This window comes from Streptomyces sp. NPDC001339 (assembly GCF_042895955.1).
GTDB lineage: Bacteria > Actinomycetota > Actinomycetes > Streptomycetales > Streptomycetaceae > Streptomyces.
The window spans coordinates 346,248-366,354 of sequence record NZ_JBIAWT010000007.1 but is presented as its reverse complement, the minus strand read 5'-3'; the positions used below and the strand labels follow the sequence as shown (position 1 = coordinate 366,354).

Here is a 20,107-nt window from a genome sequence, read left to right as displayed (position 1 = left end):
GGGCGGATGGAGGGAGGCCGGCGCTGTCAGTCCTTGTGCACCGTGCCGTCCGGGTCCAGGCCGCGGAACGACAGGATCACGATCAGGATGCCGCCGCAGACGATCGCCGAGTCGGCGAGGTTGAAGACCGCGAAGTGCGCGGGGGCGATGAAGTCGACCACCGCGCCCTCGAAGATGCCCGGCGAGCGGAAGACCCGGTCGGTGAGGTTGCCGAAGGCGCCACCGAGCAGCAGCCCGAGCGCGAGGGCCCAGGGCAGGCTGTAGAGCTTGCGGGCGATCCGGGCGATCACCACGATCACCGCGGCGGCGATGATCGTCAGGAAGATCGTCAGCGCCTCACCGATGCCGAAGGCGGCACCGCGGTTACGGATCACCCGGAGCTGGAGCAGCGTCCCGACGATCTGGATGGGGTCGTGGTGCTCCAGCTTGGCCACGACGAGCATCTTGCTGACCAGGTCCAGCAGGTAGACGAAGCAGGCGACCAGCAGCAGCGCGGCGATCCGCCGCTTGCCCCGGCCGGCGCCACGCTCGCGCTCCTGCTCGGCCACCCCTCCCCCGTCGGAAGCCGGTGTCGGCTCCGCTCCGGATCCCGGCTCGGGTTCCGGCGTACCGGTCATGCGCTCCGCCTCTGCCACGTGTGAGTCCCTCAGCCCGTTGTGTCCGCGACCAGGCCGTGCCTGGCTGAACCACGAGAGTACGGCACACCCGTACGGCGCCGGGCGCTGTGGGTACCGCCCCGCGACGGGCCGGGTCCGCCCGGTCCGGCCGGCCGTCTCATCCGCCCGGTCCGGCCGGCCGTCTCAGCGGCGCTCCTGCTGCTGTTTGCACTCCACGCACAGCGTCGCCCGGGGGAAGGCCTGCATCCGGGCCTTCCCGATGGGGTTGCCGCAGTTCTCGCAGAGCCCGTAGGTGCCGGCGTCAAGACGGCCGAGGGCCCGCTCGGTCTGGTGGAGCATCTCGCGGGCGTTGGAGGCGAGCGCCAGCTCGTGTTCCCGGGTGATGTTCTTGCTGCCGGTGTCGGCGTCGTCGTCCCCGGCGCCGTCGCCGGAGTCGCGCATCATCCCCGCGATGGCGTCCTCGGCCGAGACGATCTCCAGGCGCAGCCGCGCCGCCTCGTCCATCAGCTCGGTGCGCGCCTCGGCGACCTCGGCCGGGGTCCAGGGGTCCTCGCCGGGCCGTACGGCGAGCTCGCCCGGCGCCGCGGCCATCGGGGCCGTGGCGAGAGCGGCACCACCACCGCCGCGCGCCTCGGCCGTCGCGGCCACCGTCTTCTTCGCCACCACCGTCTTGGCTCCCGTCTTCCTCGCGGGCGCTGCGGCCTTCTTGGCCGGAGCCTTCTTCGCGGCCTTCTTCGCCGTCGTCTTCTTCGCCGTCGTCTTCTTGGCCGCGGTCTTCTTGGCCGCCGCCTTCTCAGGAACGGCCTTCTTCGCCGGGGCCTTCTTCTCTGCCGTCGTCTTCTTCGCTTCTGCCGTCTTCTTCGCTGCGGCCTTCTTCAGAGCGTCGTTCTTCGGGGCAGGCTGCTTCGCGACGGCCTCGTCAGCAGGCGTCGTGCTCTTCTCCGCGGCGGTCTTTTTCGCCACCATGACCGCGCCCCTTTACATATGTGACTTTGTTCGCGAATCGTGACGGGAACGATAAATCTCCGCACGGCGGGCGGCAACGGGACGCACCGCCCCGAGGGGCCCTGACACCCGGCCCGGACGTGCGGTATGCCTCGGTTGTGCCCCGCTGCCCGCCCGGTAATCCGCCGGCCGGGCGGCGAGGACGGCTCCTGGCCATTCGGGTCACGCCGGAATTCGGTCGGCCGCTGTCGGCGGGGCCCCGTACACTGTGGGGGTGCCCCCTGCTCGAGCGAAGCCGAGAGCTTGGGGGAGGAGCGACAGGCATTGATGGGACGAGTAGCGTCGTACGCAGCCGCCAGCGACCCGGGGACGGTGGAAGCCCGGGGGGCGTGCACGACGTGAAGATCACCCCGGAGTCGCCGGAAGAAAGTTTTGGATAGTGGGCTCCGCCCACGGGCTCAGGCCCCCAGGACGAGTAGACCCGGCAGCGCGACCCCAATGAGGGGGCGGTGCGGCGAGCACCGCCAAGGAGGGTGGTACCGCGGGAGCCCAGGGCTCTCGTCCCTCCGGACGGAGAAGCAGCAGGTGTCCGCCGGAGGAAGCCCCCGATGAGTGAGCAGCCCCTGTACCGCCAGGTACCCGCCCAGGTAGACCTCCCCGCCCTTGAGCACGCGGTGCTCGAGTTCTGGCAGGAGCAGAAGGTCTTCGCCCGTACCCTCGCGCAGTCCGAGGGACGGCCCGAGTGGGTCTTCTACGAGGGCCCGCCGACGGCCAACGGCATGCCCGGTGCCCACCACATCGAGGCGCGCGTCTTCAAGGACGTCTTCCCCCGCTTCCGCACGATGCAGGGCTACCACGTCGACCGCAAGGCCGGCTGGGACTGCCACGGCCTCCCGGTCGAGCTGGCCGTGGAGAAGGAGCTGGGCTTCAGCGGCAAGAAGGACATCGAGGCGTACGGCATCGCCGAGTTCAACGCCAAGTGCCGCGCATCGGTGACCCGCCACACCGACGCCTTCGCCGCCCTCACGACCCGTATGGGCTACTGGACCGACCTCGACGACCCGTACCGCACGATGGACCCGGACTACATCCAGTCCGTGTGGTGGTCGCTGAAGGAGATCTTCACCAAGGGCCTGCTGGTCCAGGACCACCGCGTCGCCCCCTGGTGCCCGCGCTGCGGCACCGGCCTGTCGGACCACGAGCTGGCGCAGGGCTACGAGACCGTCGTCGACCCCTCGGTCTACGTCCGCCTCCCGCTGACCTCCGGCCCGCTCGCCGGCGAGGCGTCCCTCCTCATCTGGACGACGACGCCCTGGACCCTGGTCTCCAACACGGCCGCCGCCGCGCACCCGGACGTCACCTATGTCGTCGCCACCGACGGCGAGGAGAAGCTGGTCGTCGCCGAGCCGCTGCTGGAGAAGGCCCTCGGCGAGGGCTGGACCGCCACCGGCCGGTCCTTCACCGGACGGGAGATGGAGCGCTGGTCCTACGAGCGCCCGTTCTCGCTCGTCGAGCTGGAGGGCGCCAACTTCGTCGTCAACGCCGAGTACGTCACCACCGACGACGGCACCGGCCTCGTCCACCAGGCCCCCGCCTTCGGTGAGGACGACCTCAGGACCTGCAAGGCGTACGACCTGCCGGTGGTCAACCCGGTCCGCCCGGACGGCACCTTCGAGGAGCAGCTGGCCCTTGTCGGCGGCCAGTTCTTCAAGAAGGCCGACGAGCACCTGGTGGCCGACCTCGATGCCCGCGGCCTGCTCTTCCGGCACATCGCCTACGAGCACAGCTACCCGCACTGCTGGCGCTGCCACACCGCGCTGCTCTACTACGCCCAGCCGTCCTGGTACATCCGCACCACCGCGGTCAAGGACGCCCTGCTCCGCGAGAACGAGAACACCAACTGGTTCCCCGAGTCGGTCAAGCACGGCCGCTTCGGCGACTGGCTCAACAACAACATCGACTGGGCGCTCTCCCGCAACCGCTACTGGGGCACCCCGCTGCCCATCTGGCGCTGCGAGGAGAACCACCTCACCTGCGTCGGCTCGCTCGCCGAACTGACCGAGCTGACCGGCACCGACCAGTCCGGCCTCGACCCGCACCGCCCGTTCATCGACGAGGTCACCTTCGCCTGCACCGCCGAGGGCTGCTCGCTGGAGGCCACCCGCGTCCCCGAGGTCATCGACGCCTGGTACGACTCGGGTTCGATGCCGTTCGCGCAGTGGGGCTACCCGTACCGCAACAAGGAGCTGTTCGAGAAGCGGTACCCGGCGCAGTTCATCTCCGAGGCGATCGACCAGACCCGCGGCTGGTTCTACACGCTGATGGCCGTCGGCACCCTGGTCTTCGACAAGTCGGCGTACGAGAACGTGGTCTGCCTGGGCCATATCCTCGCCGAGGACGGCCGGAAGATGTCCAAGCACCTGGGCAACATCCTCCAGCCGATCCCGCTGATGGACCAGCACGGCGCCGACGCGGTCCGCTGGTTCATGGCCGCCGGCGGCTCCCCGTGGGCCGCCCGCCGGGTGGGCCACACCACCATCCAGGAGGTCGTCCGCAAGACCCTCCTCACCTACTGGAACACCGTCGCCTTCCAGGCGCTGTACGCCCGTACCTCGGGCTGGGCACCGTCCGCCGCCGACCCGGCCCCCGCCGACCGCCCGCTGCTGGACCGCTGGCTGCTCGGCGAGCTGAACACCCTGGTCGAGGGCGTCACCGAGGCCCTGGAGTCCTACGACACCCAGCGCGCCGGCAAGCTCCTCTCCTCCTTCGTCGACGACCTGTCCAACTGGTACGTCCGCCGGTCCCGCCGCCGCTTCTGGCAGGGCGACGCGGCCGCGCTGCGCACCCTCCACGAGGTCATCGAGACGGTGACCCGCCTGATGGCGCCGCTGACCCCCTTCATCACCGAGCGGGTCTGGCAGGACCTGGTCGTCCCGGTCACCCCGGACGCGCCGGATTCGGTCCACCTGTCGTCGTGGCCGGTGGCCGACTCCGCGGCCGTCGACCCGGCGCTGTCCGGGCAGATGCTGCTGGTCCGCCGGCTGGTCGAGCTGGGCCGTGCCACCCGCGCCGAGTCCGGCGTCAAGACCCGTCAGCCGCTGTCCCGCGCGCTGGTCGCGGCCCACGGCTTCGCGGACCTCTCCGAGGACCTGCGGGCGCAGATCGCCGAGGAGCTCAACGTCAGCTCCCTGGCCTCCCTCGCAGAATCCTCCTCCGGTCGAGGGGGCGGCGGCTCGCTCGTCGACACCACCGCCAAGGCCAACTTCCGTGCCCTCGGCAAGCGGTTCGGCAAGGGGGTCCAGGCGGTCGCCAAGGCCATCGCCGCCGCGGACGCCGCGGCCCTCTCGCTCGCGCTGCGCGACGGCACGGCGAGTGTGGAGGTGGACGGCGAGACCGTCCCGCTCACGCCCGACGAGGTGATCATCACCGAGACGCCGCGTGAGGGCTGGTCGGTGGCCTCCGACGCGGGCGCCACGGTCGCCCTCGACCTGGAGATCACTCCGGAGCTGCGCCGGGCGGGCCTGGCCCGCGACGCGATCCGGCTGATCCAGGAGGCCCGTAAGAACAGCGGTCTGGATGTCGCCGACCGGATCGAGCTGCGCTGGCAGTCCACGGACGACGAGGTCCGCACGGCCCTCACCGACCACGCCGGCCTGATCGCCGACGAGGTCCTCGCCGCGGCCTTCCTGGATGAGCTCAGCGCCTCGGGCGAGCCGGACGGAAGCTATGGCCCCGCCTTCACCGACGAGACCCTGGCACTGACGTTCCGCCTCCGTAAGGCGTAATCCCGCAATTCGCACCTGTGCCCCGGCGTTCCCCACGCCGGGGCACAGTGCTGGCCCGGGCAGAGTGCTGCGCGAGCCACCGGCTACGACAGCACACATACGACAGCGCAAAAGGGCCGGGCCCCGAGGAGAACCTCGGGGCCCGGCCCTGATTGCCGACGGTACGCGCTAAGCGGACCTCAGTTGTCGTCCTCGTCGATGAGGAATCCCCGCATCGGCGACGGCGTCTGCATCGGCGACGGGCTCTGCGGCCGCACCGGAGCCATCGGCTGGGTCATCGCCGGCGACATCTGCTGCTGACCGCCGTAGGACGGACCGCCGCTGGACTGCCCGGCCATGGTGTGGTTGCCGCCCATCGACGGACCGCCACCCATGGTGTGGTTGCCGCCCATGGTTCCGGCGCCGGCCGACGCCATCGACGGGGACGGCGGCAGCGAGGCGGCCGCCGGGGTCCGCGGCGGAGCCAGCGAGTCGTCCGACTGGTTCTCCAGCTGGCGCAGCTGGCTCTCCAGGTAGGACTTCAGCCGCGTACGGTACTCGCGCTCGAAGCCGCGCAGGTCCTCGACCTTGCGCTCCAGCGTCGCGCGGGCCGACTCCAGCGAGCCCATCGCCACACGGTGCTTCTCCTGCGCGTCCCGCTCCAGCGCGTCGGCCTTGGCGCGGGCGTCCCGCTCCAGGCCCTCGGCACGGCTGCGCGCCTCGCCGACGATCTTGTTGGCCTCGGAACGGGCCTCCGCGATCGCCTGGTCGGCGGTCTGCTGTGCCAGCGACAGCACGCGGGCCGCGCTGTCACCGCCGGGGCCGCCCTGCTGGCCGCCGCCGAGCTGCGGTCCGGGGCCCATCGGGCCGCCCATCGGACCGCCGGGGCCCATCGGGCCGGGGCCGTGCGGGCCCTGCGGGCCGGGGCCGTGGCCACCGGGGCCTGGAGGCAGCTGCGGTGCACCACCGGGCAGTTGGGGCGGGCCACCCATCCCCTGCTGCTGCGGCGGGACCGGCTGCGGACCGGATATGGCGGCGGGTACCGGAGCCCCGGGACGCTGCTGCTGCTCCTGCTGCTGGTCCGGCCCCTTGCGCAGACCCTGCTGCTGGTTCTGTGCCGCGGCACGGGTGGCGGCGGCCAGCTTGGCGCGCAGATCCTCGTTCTCCCGCAGGAGCCGGGTCAGTTCGGCTTCGACCTCATCGAGGAAGGCATCGACCTCGTCCTCGTCATAGCCTTCTCGGAGGCGGACGGTTGTGAACTGCTTGTTCCGCACGTCCTCGGGGGTCAACGGCATCTCTACTTCACCTCAACGTAGTCGTCGGCAATCGGCAAGACCGTATCGTTCACACCAACAACACCGACCTCACGACGGTGATCAGGATGTACACGATGATCATCAATACGAAGAAGGACAGGTCGAGCGCCACGCCCCCGAGACGCAGCGGCGGAATTACCCGCCGCAGAAGCTTGAGTGGCGGATCAGTGACAGTGTAGGCGGCCTCAAGAACGACCACCATCGCCTTGCCGGGTTGCCATGAACGGGCGAACTGGAACACGTAGTCCATCACCAGCCGGAAGATCAACACGATCAGGAAGCAGTACAGCGCGATATAGATCACCTGACCAGCGACACTCATCTCGCGCTTCCCTCTCCCCTGAACTACCCCCGCGGGTGCGGGGACGTCTTTGCCTTGCTGTCGTGTCGGCCTGCCGGCCGTGGTGTTGCCCGGTGTTGCGTCTCAGCTCTGGTTGAAGAACCCGCCCTCTGCGATACGGGCCTTGTCCTCCGCCGTGACATCGACGTTAGCAGGCGACAACAGGAACACCTTCTGCGTCACCCGCTCGATGCTGCCGTGAAGACCAAACACCAATCCGGCCGCAAAGTCGACAAGTCGCTTCGCGTCCGTGTCGTCCATCTCCGTGAGATTCATGATCACCGGAGTGCCCTCACGGAAGTGTTCCCCGATGGTACGGGCTTCGTTGTAGGTCCGCGGGTGCAGCGTGGTGATGCGGTAGGGCTCCCGCTCGGACACAACCTTGGGCATGATCACCGGTGCGTTCTTCTCCAGATTCGGGCGTTCAGGTGTGATGGATGCCACGGGGGCAATTCGGGCGGGTCGTCCGCTTTCTGACGCGAGCGGGGCCGGTTCGCGGGGCGCCGGGGGCGTCACCGCTCGGACGGGTTCGTCCCGTTCCGGGAGTGTTTCGGCCTGCACTTGGTGCTGCTGCCGCCGTCCCCGATCGGGCTCCGGGTCAAGCTCGGGCTCGAACTCGTCGTCGGGGTCGAAGCCCCGGCCGTCGTACCCATCGTCCTCCACGAGGCCGAGGTAGACCGCCATCTTGCGCATCGCGCCGGCCATTCTCTGCGTCCTCCGCTCTGTGGTGGATCGGCTCCGTCACCAGGGGCCTTGGATCCACGCGGCATCCCCGCTTTCTGCGGAAATGACCATATTTTGTGCTGTGGTCCGACCTGCTTGGCGACGTTACCCGAGCCGTGGTCGGACTCCGAGTACCGCGGTGCCGACGCGCACATGTGTCGCACCGGCCGCCACCGCGTCCTCGAGGTCCGCGCTCATCCCTGCCGACACCATGGTGGCAGCAGGATGGGTGGCGCGCAGGTCGGTTGAGATTTCCATGAGTCGTTCGAATGCGGCGAGTTGGCGCCCGGCATAGGGCCCGACCAGCGGCGCGACCGTCATCACACCGTCCAGACGCAGCCCTTGGGCCGCCGCGACCGCCTCGGCCAGCGCCTCGACACCGTCGGGTGCCACCCCGCCGCGCGCCCCCTGCCGGCCCGACTCCGCGTCAAGTGCCACCTGGATCAGGCAACCCAGCTCGCGCCCGGCGCGCACCGCTTCCCTGGAGAGCGCGGTGACGAGTCTGGCCCGGTCGACCGATTGAACAATCCCGGCATAACCGGCCACTGACCGCACCTTGTTGGTCTGCAGTTGTCCAACGAAGTGCCAAGTAAGGGGCAAATCAGCGCAATCGGCGGCCTTGGGTGCCGCTTCCTGATCGCGGTTCTCCGCGACCTGGCGCACCCCCAACTCCGCGAGCAACCGGACATCGCTCGCGGGGTAGGTCTTGGTGACCACGATCAGTTCTACGTCGTCACGCGGCCGGCCGGCCTCGGCGCAGGCCGCGGAGATACGTTCCTCCACCCGCGCCAGGTTGTCCGCCAGCTGCGTTCTGCGGTCGTCGTCCGTCACCGTTCCGTCTCTTCCAGCCACACATAGCTCGCGAGCCGTCCGGTCGTACGGTCGCGCCGATAGGAGAAGTGGTCGGCGGATTCACGGGTACAGATGTGGGAATCCTCACGCACCGCCACCCCCGCCGCGGCGAGTTGGGCCCGGACCCCCGCGGTGACGTCCACCGCCGGGGTGCCCCAGCTCGTCGTCGCGTACGCCTCGGGTACCACGGCGCTGACGTCGGCGCGCATCGCCTCCGGCACCTCGTAACAGCGCCCGCAGATCGCGGGTCCGGTGTACGCCAGGATCCGGGACGGCTCGGCGCCCAGCTTCCGCATCGCTTCCACGACCGCCGGCACCACCCCGGCGACCAGGCCGGGCCGGCCGGCGTGCGCCGCCCCCGCGACCCCGGCGGCCGGGTCGGCCAGCAGGACCGGGGTGCAGTCGGCGGTCAGTACCGCCAGTGCCAGGCCCCGGCGGGCCGTCACCACCGCGTCCACGCAGGGGATGTCCGCCTCGCGCCACGGTCCGTCGACCACCGCCACGTCCCGGCCGTGGACCTGGTTCATCCAGACCACCGCAGCCGGGTCGAGGCCCAGTGCGCCGGCCGCGCGGGCTCGGTTGGTGTGTACGGCGCGCGGGTCGTCGCCGACCGCGCCGCCCAGGTTGAGCTGCTCATACGGAGCGGCGCTCACCCCGCCCCACCTGTCGGTGAAGGCGAAGTGCGCGCCGCTCTCGTGGTGCTGTTGCCCTATCACTTCGGTGCTTTTGTCACTTCAGGAAGTCGGGAACGTCCAGTTCCTCGGCGGAGTCGGTGTACGACGGGCGGGCCGGGGGAACCTGCGGCGCGGCCGCGGGCGGCGCCGGTACCTCACCCAGTGAAGAGGACTCGGCCGGGGACGGCTCGCCCGCCCGCTCGGCGGAGGCGGTTCCCGCGTCCCGTACCGGGACCGAACCGAGGCCGCCGAAGGAGGAGGACGTCCGCGGCTCCGGCGGGGCGGCCGGACGGGCCGGGGCCGGTGCGGGCTCCTCACGCTTCGGGGACGACAGCGCGGCCTGCGTGTCGCGGCGGGCCGGCGGCTGACCGCCGTCGAAGCCCGCGGCGATGACCGTCACCCGGACCTCGTCGCCCAGCGCGTCGTCGATGACCGCGCCGAAGATGATGTTGGCCTCCGGGTGCGCCGCCTCGCTGACCAGCTGCGCGGCCTCGTTGATCTCGAAGAGACCGAGGTCGGAGCCGCCGGAGATGGAGAGCAGCACCCCGCGGGCGCCGTCGATGGAGGCCTCCAGGAGCGGCGAGGAGATCGCCATCTCCGCGGCGGCCACCGCGCGGTCGTCGCCGCGCGCCGAGCCGATGCCCATGAGGGCCGAGCCGGCCTCCGACATCACGGACTTGACGTCCGCGAAGTCGAGGTTGATCAGGCCGGGGGTGGTGATCAGGTCGGTGATGCCCTGGACGCCCGACAGCAGCACCTGGTCCGCGGACTTGAACGCGTCGAGCACGCTCACCTGGCGGTCCGAGATGGACAGCAGTCGGTCATTGGGGATCACGATGAGGGTGTCGACCTCTTCGCGCAGCTGGGCGATGCCGTCCTCGGCCTGATTGGCGCGACGGCGGCCCTCGAAGGTGAACGGCCGCGTGACCACACCGATCGTCAGGGCGCCCAGCGAGCGCGCGATGTTGGCGACGACGGGTGCGCCGCCGGTGCCGGTGCCGCCGCCCTCGCCCGCGGTCACGAAGACCATGTCGGCCCCCTTGAGGACCTCCTCGATCTCCTCTCGGTGGTCCTCGGCCGCCTTGCGCCCCACATCCGGGTTGGCGCCGGCGCCGAGGCCGCGGGTCATTTCGCGGCCGACATCGAGCTTGACGTCGGCGTCGCTCATCAGCAGCGCCTGCGCATCGGTGTTGATCGCGATGAACTCGACGCCCTTGAGCCCGACCTCGATCATCCGGTTGATGGCGTTCACGCCACCGCCGCCGATGCCGACGACTTTGATGACTGCGAGGTAGTTCTGCGGTGCTGCCACGTCGAAGGCCTCTCGCCTCGAGTTACGTGTCGTCGCCGCACTTCCGTGTGGACGCCGACTGATGCCGATGGGACGGTCCGTGTCGCCGACCCGAACCCTAACGTTGAACTTTAGGGTTACCTGTGTCTGTGGTCCTGGGTTCCATAGTCCCTTTGGAACGAGACACTAAGTCGACAAGGCGCGCGCGTTCAACGAACACGCCGAACCTCCCGTTTTTCTTTTCACCCTATGTGATCACCCATAGTCGTAGCCATCCAGGGTGCTGGCCTGCGGCTCGGTACGTCAACTCCGCGACACCGCCGGGGCGCTGGGGACGGAGACGTCGAAGTGGCGCGCGTCACGTGCCGCTTTCAGCAGCGCGGTGAGCACCTTGGCCTTTTCGGCGCCCTGTTCGCGGCTGCCCCAGGCGACCGTGCGCCCGCCGGTCAGCTCGAGGGTGATCGAGTCGTACGACCGTACCCGGACCGTGCGGACGTCCCGGTGCACGGCCGTGGGCAGATCCCGGGCGGCCTCGGCCCCGGCGCGCCGCAAACGGTCGATTCCGAACCGGCGCGGACCCGGGGAATCCGAAACGGCCAGGTCCAGCAGCGGAACGTCCTTGGGGGCGGTGGCGACAGTGGCGAACCGGACGCCCTCGACGTCCACTTCGACGAACTTTCCGTGCTCGCGCATCACGAGTTCCGGCGTTCTTTCGGTCACCTTCAGACCGATCGTGTCCGGCCAGGACCGTTCGACGTCAACGCTTTTGACCCGCGGCAGCCGGGACTTCACCCGGCGCGCCACCGCATCCGTATTCACCGAAATGAGCGGTGTGTCCATCGGGGCGTCCGCGGCGGCCACGACCTCACGCGGGGTCAGCACCTCGGTGCCGGTGGCCTCGACATGCGCCACCCGGAGCCAGTCCGAGACGTAGAGGGCCCAGGCCCCGGACGCGCCGAGCAGCACCACGAGGACCGCCATGATGATCAGACCGCGGCGGCCCGGCGCGCGGAACGGGACGGGCGGCCACCGGAGTCTCCGTCCGGGGGACGCCTTGGCGGAGGGCGGGCCGGGCCGCGACTTCTTCTCGCCGCGCCGGGCGGTCGTCGGTCCGGCCACGCTCCCTGCCCTCTCTCGCGCGCTACTTGCGGTGCTGCTCGATCGCCTCGTACACCATGCCGACCAGCAGCTCGTCGGCGTCCCGGCGGCCGAACTCGGAGGCCGCGCGGGACATCTCGTACAGCCGGTGCGGATCCGACAGGACGGGGAGCACCTGGCTCTGCACCCAGTCCGGGGTCAGCTGGGCGTCGTCGACCAGCAGGCCTCCGCCGGCGTTGACCAGCGGCTGGGCGTTCAGCCGCTGTTCGCCGTTGCCGATGGGCAGCGGGACGAAGGCGGCGGGCAGCCCGACGGCGGACAGCTCGGCGACGGTCATCGCGCCCGCACGGCAGAGCATCATGTCGGCCGCGGCGTACGCGAGATCCATCCGGTCCACGTACGGTACCGGGACATAGGGGGGCATGCCGGGCATGTTGTCCACATGCGGCACTTCATTCTTCGGGCCGACCGCGTGCAGCACCTGGATCCCGGCCCGCTGCAGCGCCGGAACGGTGGCCTGGACGACCTCGTTCAGCCTGCGGGCGCCCTGGGAACCGCCGGACACCAGAAGCGTCGGCAGGTTGGGGTCGAGGCCGAACGCGGCGCGCGCCTCGGGGCGGACCGCGGCCCGGTCGAGGGTGGCGATGGTGCGGCGCAGCGGGATGCCGACGTACCGGGCGCCGCGCAGCTTGCTGTCCGGCGTGCTGACGGCGACGAACTTGGCGTACCGCGAGCCGATCTTGTTGGCCAGACCGGGGCGGGCGTTGGCCTCGTGGACGACGATCGGCACACCGAGCCGCTTGGCGGCCAGATATCCGGGCAGTGCCACATAGCCGCCGAAGCCGACCACGCAGTCGGCCTTGGTGCGCTCCAGGATCTGCTCGGCGGCCTTGATGGTGCCGCGCAGCCGCCCGGGGACGGTGATCAGTTCGGGCGTGGGCTTGCGCGGCAGCGGTACGGCCGGGATGAGACCGAGCTCATAGCCGCGCTCCGGGACGAGCCGGGTCTCCAGGCCCCGCTCCGTGCCGAGTGCCGTGATCCCCACGGTGGGGTCCTGCCTCCGCAGGGCGTCCGCGAGGGCGAGCGCGGGCTCGATGTGGCCGGCGGTCCCCCCACCGGCGAGTACGACATGCACCGAAATTCACCGCTCTCCGGACGGCCGCTTCTTGACGCGCCGTCTCATCGTCTTCCATCTCACCCCAGCCGGTTTTCTGCCGAAGACCGGCTGCCGCATGGCCAACGCCGCCCGTGCGGCGGGCTCGTCACGCGCGAAGGCGATCAGCAGCCCGACGGCGAACATCGTCGGCAGCAGGGCGGAGCCTCCGTAGGAGAACAGCGGGAGCGGGACACCGGCGATCGGCAACAGGCCGAGCACCGCACCGATGTTGATCACGGCCTGGGCCGTGATCCAGGTGGTCACGCCGCCCGCGGCGTACCGTACGAAGAGGTCCTCCGTGCGTCCGGCCACGCGGATACCCGCATAGCCTAGAGCCGCGAAGAGGGCGAGCACCGACAGCGTCCCCGCAAGCCCCAGTTCCTCCCCGGTGATGGCGAAGATGAAGTCGGTGTGCGGTTCAGGGAGTTCTCCCCATTTTTCCATACTCGCGCCGAGACCGGAACCGAAGAATCCGCCTGAGGCGAGGGCGTAGATCCCGTGCACGGCCTGCCAGCACTGGTCACCGGTCCCCGGATCGGTCGCGCCGATACAGGCCAGCCGGGACATCCGGTTGGCGCTGGTCCCGATCAGCAGCGCGCCGATCACCGCGGCCGAGCCCAGCACCCCGACGAACAGCCGGGTCGGCGCACCGGCCAGCCACAGCAGCCCGAAAAGGATCGCGGCGAGAATGATCGCGGTACCCATGTCCCCGCCGAGCATGATCAGCCCGAGCAGCAGGAAGGCCACCGGGACCAGCGGCACCAGCAGGTGCTTCCACTGCCCCAGCAGCTTCTTGTCGTGCTTGCGGGCCAGCAGGTCGGCGGCCCACAGCACCAGCGCGAGCTTGCCGAACTCGCTCGGTTGCATCTGGAAAGGCCCGCCGATGCTGAGCCAGTTCTGGTTGCCGTTGACGGCCACCCCGACGTCCGGGATCTGCACCAGGACCATCAGGAACACCGTGACCGCCAGCAGCGGATAGGCCAGCGTACGGTGCACCCGTACCGACCCCCGGGCGGCGAACAGCAGCAGCCCGCCCCCGAGTACGGCGGCGAGCAGCTGCTTGCGGAAGAAGTACGTCGGGGCGAGACCGGACTGCAGCGCCTTGATCTGGGACGCCGAGTAGACCATCACCAGACCCAGCACCGTGATCAGCAGACTGCCGCCGAGGATGAGGTAGTACGCGGTCAGCGGACGGTCCCAGGCCCGCCTCAGCCGGGAGTGCAGCCCCCGGGGGCCGCCGCGCGCCGGACGGGTCCCGGCGGTCCGGCGCGGCGGACGCGGCGGGCGGGCGGGGGCCCGGCCGGCCCGGGCGGCCTTGTTGCCGCCTGACCGTGCCGCTTGGCTCCCGCCCGCCCGTGCCGCCTGGTTCCCGCCCCCTCGCGCTGCTTTGTTCCCGCCCTCCCGCGCTGCTTTGTTCCCGCCCGCCCGCCCTGTCTTCGCCGATCGGGCCGTCATCCTCGTCCCCTCCAGGGATCCGCGCCGTCCGTTGCGGCGGCAGCGGGGAGAAACCGGCTAGTGATCCTGTGCGGTCAGGGCAGTGACCGCGTCGGCGAAGGCGTCGCCCCGCTTGTTGTAATTGACGAACATGTCCATCGAGGCACAGGCCGGAGCCAGCAGTACGGTGTCCCCGGACTCGGCCAGGCGGGTCGCTTCCCGGACCGCCTCGGGCATCGCCCCAGTGTCGGTCCGGTCGAGGTCGACCACCGGCACATCGGGGGCGTGTCGCGCCAGGGCTTCGCGAATCAGCGCCCGATCGGCGCCGATCAGCACCACTCCGCGCAGCCGGTCCGCCGACCCGCGCACCAGGTCGTCGAAGGTCGCGCCCTTGGCGAGCCCGCCGGCGATCCACACGATGCGCTCGTACGCCGCCAGCGATGCCTCGGCGGCGTGCGTGTTGGTGGCCTTGGAGTCGTCGACGTAGGTGACGCCGCCGATCTCCGCGATGTGCTGGATGCGGTGCGCGTCCGGGCGGAAGGCGCGCAGTCCGTCGCGTACCACGCTCGCCGGTACCCCGAATGCCCGGGCCAGCGCCGCCGCCGCCAGGGCGTTGGCGATGGTGTGCGGTGCCGCCTTGCCCGACGAGGGCGCGAGGTCCGAGACCTCTGCCAGCTCCTGGGCCTGCTGGTGCCGGTTCTCGACGAAGGCGCGGTCGACGAGGATGCCGTCCACGACGCCCAGCTGGGAGGGGCCCGGCGTACCGAGGGTGAAGCCGATGGCCCGGCAGCCCTCCTCGACATCGGCCTCCCGGACCAGGTCCTCGGTCGCCGGGTCGGCGACGTTGTAGACGCAGGCGACGGTGTTGCCCTCGTAGATCCGGCCCTTGTCGGCGGCGTACGCGGCCATGGAGCCGTGCCAGTCGAGGTGGTCGGGGGCGAGGTTGAGGACGGCCGCGGAGTGCGCGCGTACCGACGGCGCCCAGTGCAGCTGGTAGCTGGAGAGCTCGACCGCCAGGACGTCGTAGGGCTCGTCGGAGAGGACGACGTCGACCAGCGGGACGCCGATGTTGCCGACCGCGGCGGTGCGCAGACCGGCCGCTTCCAGGATCGACGCCAGCATCCGGACGGTGGTGGTCTTGCCGTTGGTGCCGGTGACCGCCAGCCAGGGGGCGGCCCCGGGTCCGCGCAGCCGCCAGGCCAGCTCGACGTCGCCCCACACCTCGATGCCCGCCTTCTCGGCGGCGAGGAAGAGCGGGCTGGTGGGCTTCCACCCGGGGGTGGTGACGACCAGCTCCGTGCCTTCGGGGAGGGTATCTCCGTCGCCCAGGCGGACGGTGACCCCGAGCGCCTCCAGCTCGGCGGCCTGGGCGCGCTCGCGCTCGCCGTCGCCGCTGTTGACGACGGTGACGCGGGCGCCGAGGCCGGCCAGGGCGCGGGCGGCCGGTACACCGCTCACGCCCAGGCCGGCGACGGTGATGTGCCGGCCGGCGCACTCCGCCGGGGTCCGGATCGGGTCGTACGTGGTCACTTCGCCGCCTGCCAGCCGCCGTAGAAGATGCCGAGTCCCACGATGACGCACATGCCCTGGATGATCCAGAACCGGACCACCACAAGGACTTCCGACCACCCCTTGAGTTCGAAGTGGTGCTGGAGCGGCGCCATCCGGAAGACCCGCTTGCCGGTGAGCCGGAAGGAACCGACCTGGATGACCACGGACATCGTGATCAGGACGAAGAGACCGCCGAGGACGGCCAGCAGCAGCTCCGTACGGGAGCAGATCGCCAGACCCGCCAGCGCGCCGCCGAGGGCCAGCGAGCCGGTGTCGCCCATGAAGATCTTGGCGGGCGAGGTGTTCCACCACAGGAAGCCGAAGCAGGCACCCATCAGGGCGGAGGCGACGACCGCGAGGTCGAGCGGATCACGGACCTCGTAACAGCCCGGGCCCGCGGTGGGCACGTTGGCGCAGGACTCCTGGTACTGCCAGATGCCGATGAACGTGTACGCGCCGAAGACCATCACCGAGGCGCCGGTGGCCAGGCCGTCGAGGCCGTCGGTGAGGTTCACGCCGTTGGACATCGCCAGGATCATGAACAGCGCCCAGATCACGAAGATCACCGGGCCGATCTGCCAGCCGAAGTCCTGGGTGAAGGACAGCCGGTCGGAGGCCGGGGTCTGTCCGCGGGTGTCGGCGAACTGCAGCGAGAGCACCGCGAAGGCGATACCGACGATCAGCTGGCCGGCCATCTTCGCCTTGGCCCGCAGGCCCAGCGACCGCTGCTTGACGATCTTGATGTAGTCGTCGAGGAAGCCGACCAGGCCCATCCCCGCGAAGAGGAAGAGCACCAGCACACCGGAGAAGGTCGGATCGCTGGAGGTGATCACCTTCGTCAGGGCGTAGGCGATGATCGTGGCCAGGATGAAGGAGATACCGCCCATGGTGGGCGTGCCCTTCTTGCTGCCGTGGGTCCGCGGGCCGTCATCGCGGATGAACTGCCCGTACCCCTTCTTGGCCAGCAGCTTGATCAGCAGCGGGGTGCCGATCAGGGTCAGGAAGAGCCCGATCGTTCCGGAGAAGAGGATCTGCTTCATCGAGTTCATCGGGACGCGGCTCCGCCCTCAGCGCCCATCGGGCCCCCGTCGTCCAGCAATGCCGCGGCGACCCGCTCCAGCCCCACCGACCTGGACGCCTTCACCAGCACGACGTCTCCCGGCCGCAGCTCGCTGCGCAACAGGTCGACCGCCGCCCGTGTGTCGGACACGTGCACCGACTCCTCACCCCACGAACCCTCGTTCTTGGCGCCCATGTCGAGCCAGGCCGCTTCCCTGCCGCCGACCGCCACGAGCTTGCTGACGTTGAGCCGGACGACCAGTCGTCCGACCGCGTCGTGTTCGGCGAGTGACTCCTCGCCGAGCTCGGCCATCTCACCGAGCACCGCCCACGTACGGCCGCCCCCCGCCTTGCCGGCGGCGCCCATGGCGACCAGCGCGCGCAGCGCCGCTCGCATGGACTCGGGGTTCGCGTTGTAGGCGTCGTTGACGACCGTCACACCGTCCGCGCGCTCGGTGACCTCCATCCGCCAGCGGGAGAGCGTGCCGGCTTCGGAGAGCGCGGTGGCGATCTCGTCCACGGGCATGCCCAGCTCATGGGCGACGGCGGCCGCGGCGAGCGCGTTCGACACGTGGTGCTCACCGTACAGCCGCATGGTCACATCACCGCACCCGGAGGGTGTGTGAAGCGTGAAGGCGGGCTGTCCGCGCTCCGTGAGCCGGACATTCCCGGCACGTACGTCGGCGTCCGCGGCCTCGCCGAACAGGACCGTACGGGCCTTCGTCCGGGCGGCCATGGCGCGGACGTACGGGTCGTCGGCGTTGAGTACGGCCACTCCCCCGTCCTCGGCCGGGGGCAGCGACTCGACGAGTTCGCCCTTTGCCTCGGCAATCTGCTCGCGACCGCCGAACTCGCCGAGGTGCGCGGTGCCGACGTTGAGCACCACGCCGATCCGCGGCGGGGTCAGCTCGGCGAGGTAGCGGATGTGGCCGACACCGCGGGCGCCCATCTCCAGCACCAGGTGCCGGGTGGTCGTGTCGGCACGCAGCGCGGTCAGCGGCAGCCCGATCTGGTTGTTGAGGTTGCCCTCCGGCCAGACGGTCGGGCCGTGCCGCTGCAGCAGCTGCGCGATCAGGTCCTTGGTGCTGGTCTTCCCGGCCGAGCCGGTCAGGCCGACGACGGTGGTGCCCAGCCGCTCGACGACGGCGCGGGCGAGTGCGCCGAGCGCGGCGGTGACGTCGTCGACCACGATCGCGGGGACGCCGACGGGGCGGGCGGCCAGTACGGCCACCGCGCCCGCCTCGACGGCACCCGGTGCGAAGTCATGGCCGTCGACGCGTTCCCCGGCGAAGGCCACGAACAGGCCACCGGGGCGTACCGCCCGGGAGTCCGTGACGACCGGTCCGGTGACCTGGCGGCCGGCATCCGGTATGTCGTGCTGCTGCCCGCCGACGATGCTCGCGATCTCGGCGAGGGAAAGGGAGATCACAGGTCACCCCCGAGGAGGGGATGCAGGGCCCGAAGGGCTTCCACTGGCGGGCGGTGGCGGAAGGATTGTGCGCGCATGGCGGTGTGTCATCCCTGGTGGTTCGGCTGCGCTGACGCCTGCGACGACTGCGGCTGCGGCGCCCGCAGCGAGTCCTCGATGGCGTCGCGCAGCACCTGGCGGTCGTCGAAGGGGCGGACCACTCCGGCGATGTCCTGGCCCTGCTCATGGCCCTTGCCCGCGACGATCACGGTGTCGCCGGGCTCGGCGCGGGCGACGGCCGCGGCGATGGCGACGGCCCGCTCCTCCTCGACCAGCACCGTGCCGCGTTCGTGGACCGGCACCTCCGCGGCGCCCGCCAGCATCGTGGCGAGGATCGCGAGCGGGTCCTCGTTGCGGGGGTTGTCGGAGGTCAGGATGGCGGTGTCGGCGAGGCGGGCGACCGCGGCACCCATGGGGGCGCGCTTGTGCGGGTCGCGGTCGCCGCCGCAGCCGAGCACGGCGTGCAGCTTGCCGTCGGTGACCTTGCGCAGGGCGCGCAGGACCGATTCGACGGCGTCGGTCTTGTGGGCGTAGTCGACCACCGCCAGGTACGGCTGGCCGGCGTCGACGCGCTCCAGGCGGCCGGGCACGCCGGGCACCGCGGCCACGCCGTCGGCGGCGGTCTGCGGGTCGACTCCGGCGACGACCAGCGAGACGATCGCGGCGAGCGCGTTGGCGACGTTGAACGGGCCGGCGATCGGGGACGCGGCGCGCAGCGTCTGTCCCTCCGGGCCGTGCACGGTGAAGGTCGAGCCGAGCGCGCCGACCTCGACGTCGGCGGCGCGCCAGTCGGCGTCCGGGTGGCCCTCGGCGGAGAAGGCGGTGACCGGGACCTCGGACTCGCCGGCGGCCAGCCGCCTGCCGTACTCGTCGTCGAAGTTGACCACGCCGGCCCGGCTGCGGGCCTTGGTGAACAGCTGGGCCTTGGCCTGGAAGTAGTCCTCCATGCCGGAGTGGAACTCCATGTGCTCCGGGCTGAGGTTGTTGAAGATCGCCACGTCGAAGACGCAGCCGTCGACCCGGCCCAGGACCAGGGCGTGGCTGGAGACCTCCATGGCGAGGGCGCGGACGCCGCGCTCACGCATCACCGCGAAGAGCGCCTGCAGGTCGGTGGCCTCGGGGGTGGTCCGCTCGGACTTGATGCGCTCGTCGCCGATCCGGGTCTCGACCGTGCCGATCAGGCCGGTGAGTCCCCCGTCGGGGCGCTGCGCCGCCGCGGCCCGCAGTCCTCCCTCGATCAAGTACGCGGTGGTGGTCTTGCCCGAAGTGCCGGTGATGCCGATCTGGAGCAGGTCCTCGCCCGGGGCCCCGTAGATCGAGACGGCCAGGGCGCCCATCCGGGCCCGCGGGTTCTCGACGGCCAGGACCGGCAGACCGGTCGCAGCGGCGCGCTCGGCGCCCGCCGGGTCGGTCAGCACCGCCGCGGCGCCGAGGTCGGCGGCCTGGGCGACGAAGTCGGCACCGTGCAGACGGGCTCCGGGCAGCGCGGCATAGACGTCACCTGGGCGGACCGCCCGGGAGTCGTGGGTGATGCCGGTGACGGAGACCTCCGCGTGGGGCGCCGCGGGGGCCGGGATCCCCAGCTGCTCGGCGAGGTCCGCCAGGGGGGTGGGACGGACCTGCTCGGGGCGCGGAGCTCCGGGGTATGCGCCGGGGCCACCTCGCTCAGCGTGCTGGGTTTTCGGGGACTGATCAGAGCGTGACACGGCGGTGAGCGTACCGGGCCGATCGGCCCCGGGGCGAAGTGAGGGCCGGTTGAAGGTGCGGTCGAGCGGCTCCGGGGGGCCGTCGGAGGTGATGGTCGTCACGGCGGAATTGC

Annotated in this window: 16 protein-coding genes; 1 reads left to right on the top strand and 15 read right to left on the bottom strand. The window is 70.9% G+C overall.

Annotation, left to right across the window (positions count from 1 at the left end; all coding sequences use genetic code 11):
- Positions 1 to 26: 26 nt before the first annotated feature.
- Both lspA and ACFY12_RS22510 read right to left on the bottom strand, forming a co-directional pair.
- Positions 27 to 635 (bottom strand): signal peptidase II, encoded by a 609-nt coding sequence (gene lspA / locus ACFY12_RS22515; RefSeq protein WP_390717631.1) that lies wholly within the window; start codon positions 633 to 635, stop codon positions 27 to 29.
- Between the two features lie 165 nt (positions 636 to 800).
- Complete coding sequence (locus tag ACFY12_RS22510) at positions 801 to 1,583, bottom strand: TraR/DksA family transcriptional regulator (protein WP_390717630.1); 783 nt, start codon at positions 1,581 to 1,583, stop codon at positions 801 to 803.
- Between the two features lie 587 nt (positions 1,584 to 2,170).
- On the opposite strand from ACFY12_RS22510, the gene ileS reads away from it, so the two are divergent.
- Complete coding sequence (gene ileS, locus ACFY12_RS22505) at positions 2,171 to 5,347, top strand: isoleucine--tRNA ligase (RefSeq protein WP_390717629.1); 3,177 nt, start codon at positions 2,171 to 2,173, stop codon at positions 5,345 to 5,347.
- A 179-nt stretch (positions 5,348 to 5,526) separates the two neighbouring features.
- Here ileS and ACFY12_RS22500 read toward each other — a convergent pair whose 3' ends face one another.
- From ACFY12_RS22500 to ACFY12_RS22440, 13 genes are all read right to left on the bottom strand, one after another.
- Positions 5,527 to 6,621, bottom strand: coding sequence for a DivIVA domain-containing protein (locus ACFY12_RS22500; protein WP_390717628.1), 1,095 nt, complete (start codon positions 6,619 to 6,621; stop codon positions 5,527 to 5,529).
- A 49-nt stretch (positions 6,622 to 6,670) separates the two neighbouring features.
- A complete protein-coding gene (locus ACFY12_RS22495; RefSeq protein ID WP_360941721.1) occupies positions 6,671 to 6,964 on the bottom strand; it encodes a YggT family protein in 294 nt (97 codons plus the stop codon).
- Between the two features lie 102 nt (positions 6,965 to 7,066).
- Entirely contained in the window at positions 7,067 to 7,687 is a 621-nt protein-coding gene (locus ACFY12_RS22490; protein ID WP_066932143.1) for a cell division protein SepF, read from the bottom strand.
- 123 nt (positions 7,688 to 7,810) lie between these two features.
- Entirely contained in the window at positions 7,811 to 8,536 is a 726-nt protein-coding gene (locus ACFY12_RS22485) for a YggS family pyridoxal phosphate-dependent enzyme (RefSeq protein WP_390717627.1), read from the bottom strand.
- Positions 8,533 to 9,273, bottom strand: coding sequence for a peptidoglycan editing factor PgeF (gene pgeF, locus ACFY12_RS22480; protein ID WP_390717626.1), 741 nt, complete (start codon positions 9,271 to 9,273; stop codon positions 8,533 to 8,535). Before pgeF ends, ACFY12_RS22485 begins: the two co-directional genes overlap by 4 nt.
- Positions 9,274 to 9,286: 13 nt before the next feature.
- Complete coding sequence (gene ftsZ, locus ACFY12_RS22475; RefSeq protein WP_390717625.1) at positions 9,287 to 10,543, bottom strand: cell division protein FtsZ; 1,257 nt, start codon at positions 10,541 to 10,543, stop codon at positions 9,287 to 9,289.
- 282 nt (positions 10,544 to 10,825) lie between these two features.
- Entirely contained in the window at positions 10,826 to 11,641 is an 816-nt protein-coding gene (locus ACFY12_RS22470) for a cell division protein FtsQ/DivIB (protein ID WP_390717624.1), read from the bottom strand.
- Between the two features lie 22 nt (positions 11,642 to 11,663).
- Positions 11,664 to 12,755 (bottom strand): undecaprenyldiphospho-muramoylpentapeptide beta-N-acetylglucosaminyltransferase, encoded by a 1,092-nt coding sequence (gene murG, locus ACFY12_RS22465; RefSeq protein WP_390717623.1) that lies wholly within the window; start codon positions 12,753 to 12,755, stop codon positions 11,664 to 11,666.
- A 6-nt stretch (positions 12,756 to 12,761) separates the two neighbouring features.
- Positions 12,762 to 14,231 (bottom strand): putative lipid II flippase FtsW, encoded by a 1,470-nt coding sequence (gene ftsW, locus ACFY12_RS22460; protein ID WP_390717622.1) that lies wholly within the window; start codon positions 14,229 to 14,231, stop codon positions 12,762 to 12,764.
- A 57-nt stretch (positions 14,232 to 14,288) separates the two neighbouring features.
- A complete protein-coding gene (gene murD, locus ACFY12_RS22455; protein WP_390717621.1) occupies positions 14,289 to 15,740 on the bottom strand; it encodes a UDP-N-acetylmuramoyl-L-alanine--D-glutamate ligase in 1,452 nt (483 codons plus the stop codon).
- Complete coding sequence (mraY, locus tag ACFY12_RS22450) at positions 15,737 to 16,801, bottom strand: phospho-N-acetylmuramoyl-pentapeptide-transferase (RefSeq protein WP_390717862.1); 1,065 nt, start codon at positions 16,799 to 16,801, stop codon at positions 15,737 to 15,739. The genes murD and mraY overlap by 4 nt, the downstream gene beginning before the upstream one ends.
- Before the next feature lie 5 nt (positions 16,802 to 16,806).
- On the bottom strand, positions 16,807 to 18,249 hold the full coding sequence (gene murF, locus ACFY12_RS22445) for a UDP-N-acetylmuramoyl-tripeptide--D-alanyl-D-alanine ligase (RefSeq protein WP_390717620.1): 1,443 nt from the start codon (positions 18,247 to 18,249) through the stop codon (positions 16,807 to 16,809).
- An 86-nt stretch (positions 18,250 to 18,335) separates the two neighbouring features.
- Positions 18,336 to 20,096 (bottom strand): UDP-N-acetylmuramoyl-L-alanyl-D-glutamate--2,6-diaminopimelate ligase, encoded by a 1,761-nt coding sequence (locus ACFY12_RS22440; protein WP_390717619.1) that lies wholly within the window; start codon positions 20,094 to 20,096, stop codon positions 18,336 to 18,338.
- Between the last annotated feature and the right edge of the window lie 11 nt (positions 20,097 to 20,107).

Bases quoted from the DNA above. Each gene is read 5' to 3' on its own strand.
- ACFY12_RS22510 (WP_390717630.1), bottom strand. From the start codon at position 1,583: ATGGTGGCGAAAAAGACCGCCGCGGAGAAGAGCACGACGCCTGCTGAC.
- ileS (WP_390717629.1), top strand. From the start codon at position 2,171: ATGAGTGAGCAGCCCCTGTACCGCCAGGTACCCGCCCAGGTAGACCTC.
- ACFY12_RS22500 (WP_390717628.1), bottom strand. From the start codon at position 6,621: ATGCCGTTGACCCCCGAGGACGTGCGGAACAAGCAGTTCACAACCGTC.
- ACFY12_RS22495 (WP_360941721.1), bottom strand. From the start codon at position 6,964: ATGAGTGTCGCTGGTCAGGTGATCTATATCGCGCTGTACTGCTTCCTG.
- ACFY12_RS22490 (WP_066932143.1), bottom strand. From the start codon at position 7,687: ATGGCCGGCGCGATGCGCAAGATGGCGGTCTACCTCGGCCTCGTGGAG.
- ftsW (WP_390717622.1), bottom strand. From the start codon at position 14,231: ATGACGGCCCGATCGGCGAAGACAGGGCGGGCGGGCGGGAACAAAGCA.
- mraY (WP_390717862.1), bottom strand. From the start codon at position 16,801: ATGAAGCAGATCCTCTTCTCCGGAACGATCGGGCTCTTCCTGACCCTG.